The organism is Collinsella sp. AF19-1LB, from assembly GCF_003459655.1.
In the GTDB taxonomy this organism is placed as follows: domain Bacteria; phylum Actinomycetota; class Coriobacteriia; order Coriobacteriales; family Coriobacteriaceae; genus Collinsella.
On record NZ_QRWO01000061.1, the window covers coordinates 1 to 2,221 of the forward strand.

Annotated in this window: 4 protein-coding genes; all 4 read left to right on the forward strand. The window is 59.7% G+C overall.

The genetic code is table 11. From position 1 onward, the window contains the following. A partial coding sequence (locus DWX39_RS10670; RefSeq protein WP_369832173.1) for an SIS domain-containing protein occupies positions 1-582 on the forward strand: 582 nt, incomplete at its 5' end. Positions 583-628: 46 nt separating this feature from the next. Continuing rightward, positions 629-1,048, forward strand: coding sequence for a PTS sugar transporter subunit IIA (locus DWX39_RS10675; protein WP_117759929.1), 420 nt, complete (start codon positions 629-631; stop codon positions 1,046-1,048). A 57-nt stretch (positions 1,049-1,105) separates the two neighbouring features. Beyond that, positions 1,106-1,588: a PTS sugar transporter subunit IIB gene (locus DWX39_RS10680; RefSeq protein ID WP_099432286.1), complete on the forward strand. Its 483-nt coding sequence runs from the start codon at positions 1,106-1,108 to the stop codon at positions 1,586-1,588. Between the two features lie 58 nt (positions 1,589-1,646). After that, on the forward strand, positions 1,647-2,221 hold a 575-nt coding region (locus DWX39_RS10685; protein ID WP_147336408.1), incomplete at its 3' end, for a PTS sugar transporter subunit IIC.

A 2,221-nucleotide genomic window follows, 5' to 3' on the forward strand; every position in this document is an offset into this window, starting at 1 on the left:
GCCGACTGCTTCGGCCTGCGCCTGCTCAACCGCCGTGGCTGCTTCCCCAAGTTCGACCTGTTTATCGAGCAGACCAAGGACATCTGGAAGGACATGCTCGATATCCGCAAGCGCTTCGAGCCGCGCGCCGAGGAGCTCGCCAAGAAGTACGCCCTGGCCCCCTACACCATGTTCATCGGCTCCGGCGCCCTGTGGGGCGAGACGATCCTGTTCTCGATGTGCATCCTGGAGGAGATGCAGTGGAAGCGCACCCGCTACATCACCTCGGCCGACTTCTTCCACGGCACCCTCGAGCTCGTGGAGCCCGGCGTCCCCGTGTTCCTGTTCATGGGCGAGGACGAGAACCGCAAGCTCGACGAGCGCGTCCGCGCGTTCCTGACCCGCGGCGTGACCGGCGACACCGACATCAACATCATCGACACCGCCGAGTTCGCGATCCCCGGCCTTGACGACGAGTTCCGCGTCATCGTCTCCCCGTGGATTCTGACGGTGCTCGTGACCGACCGCCTGGCTCGCTACTACGAGACGGTCACCAAGCACAACCTCAAGTATCGTCGCTACTATCACCAGTTCGACTACTAAAGAAAACGGGTGCGGGAACGTGCCGGGCTATTGAGAGGAACACAGAATGAGACAGTACATCATCGCCAGCCATGCGCACTTCGCTACCGGCATCAAGGAGAGCGTCGAGCTGCTCTCGGGCGCGCGCGACAACGTCCACGATCTTTCGATGTTCGTCGATGACCGCATGGACGTGGCCGAGGAGGCCCAAAAACTGCTGGCGGGCATGTCTGCCGACGATGATGTCGTTGTCTGCACCGATCTCTTTGGCGGCAGCGTCAATAACGAGTTCACCAAGATTGTCCAGACGCGTCCCCGCACGTATCTCGTTACCAACATGAACCTTCCTCTGCTCATCCAGCTGCTGTTCTCTGACGAGTCGGCGCCGGTTGAGGAGACGATTCGCGCCATCGTCGCTGCGGACGATACGCGCGTGAAGTTTGTCAACGACCTATTGGTCGATGACGACGAGGAAGAAGAGTTCTAATCCGCAGCACTTATTGACATGCCGTAAGACGGCGCAAGACCTTTGGGGGGTCACATTATGATTCAGCTACTTCGCGTTGACCATCGCCTGCTTCATGGCCAGGTCGCAGTTTCCTGGGTTCAGGGCCTTGGCTCCAACTGCATTTTTTGCGTTGGCGATAAGGTCGCCAACGATCCGGTGTGGAAGACGACGCTCAAGATGGGCAAGCCTGCCGGCTGCAAGCTCGTCATCAAAGATATGGAGCATGCAATCGAAGCTATCAACTCGGGCGTGACCGACAAGTACAAGATGATCATCTGCGTCGCCACTATCGCTGAGGCAAAGCAGCTTGTTGAGGGCTGCCCGCAGATCAAGTCGGTCAACCTGGGCAACACCAAGCCCAAGGACGAGAAGCGTCCCGACGCTCGTCAGGTCTCTCGTCAGATCTTCCTGACCGCGGCCGAGGAAGCCGATGTGCGCGAGATGCTGGATCGTGGCGTCGAGGTCGAGATTCGACCCCTGGCCGATGACCCCAAGGTTGACTGCGCCAGCGTGCTCTAGGCGTTTAAATTCGAAGAGTCTGAGCTCTTCGTAGTGTCCTATATGGAAAGGGGGATGTATGCTTACCCAAGCAATCCTCATCGGACTTATCGCCGCATTTGGTAAGTTCGACTGCCAGCTCGGTACGCTCTATGCGTTCCGCCCCATCGTCCTGTGCCCGCTCGTGGGTCTGGTGCTGGGGGACCTGCAGTCCGGCCTCGCGATCGGTGCGAGCCTGGAGCTGCTGTTCATGGGCTCGATCTCCATCGGCGCCTACGTGCCGCCTGATGAGACGATCGGCGGCGTGCTTGCCTGTGCCTTCGCTATCCAGCTGGGCCAGAGCTCCGAGGCAGCCATCGCGCTTGCCATGCCCATCGCCACGCTGTGCCTTGCCATCAAGAACATCCTCAACGCCGCCCTGCCGATTCTGGTTGACCGCGCTGATGTCTTCTCCAGCCAGGGCAACCTTAAGGGTGTCTATGCGATGCACTTCCTGATCGGTTCCACCGGTGTCATCATGGCGTTCCTGCTGTGCTCGCTGTCGTTCTATCTGGGTGCTGACGCTATCCAGGGCATGCTCGACTTCATCCCGCCCTTTGTCCTTGCTGGCTTTGGCGTGGCCGCCAACATCCTGCCGGCCATGGGCTTCGCCAT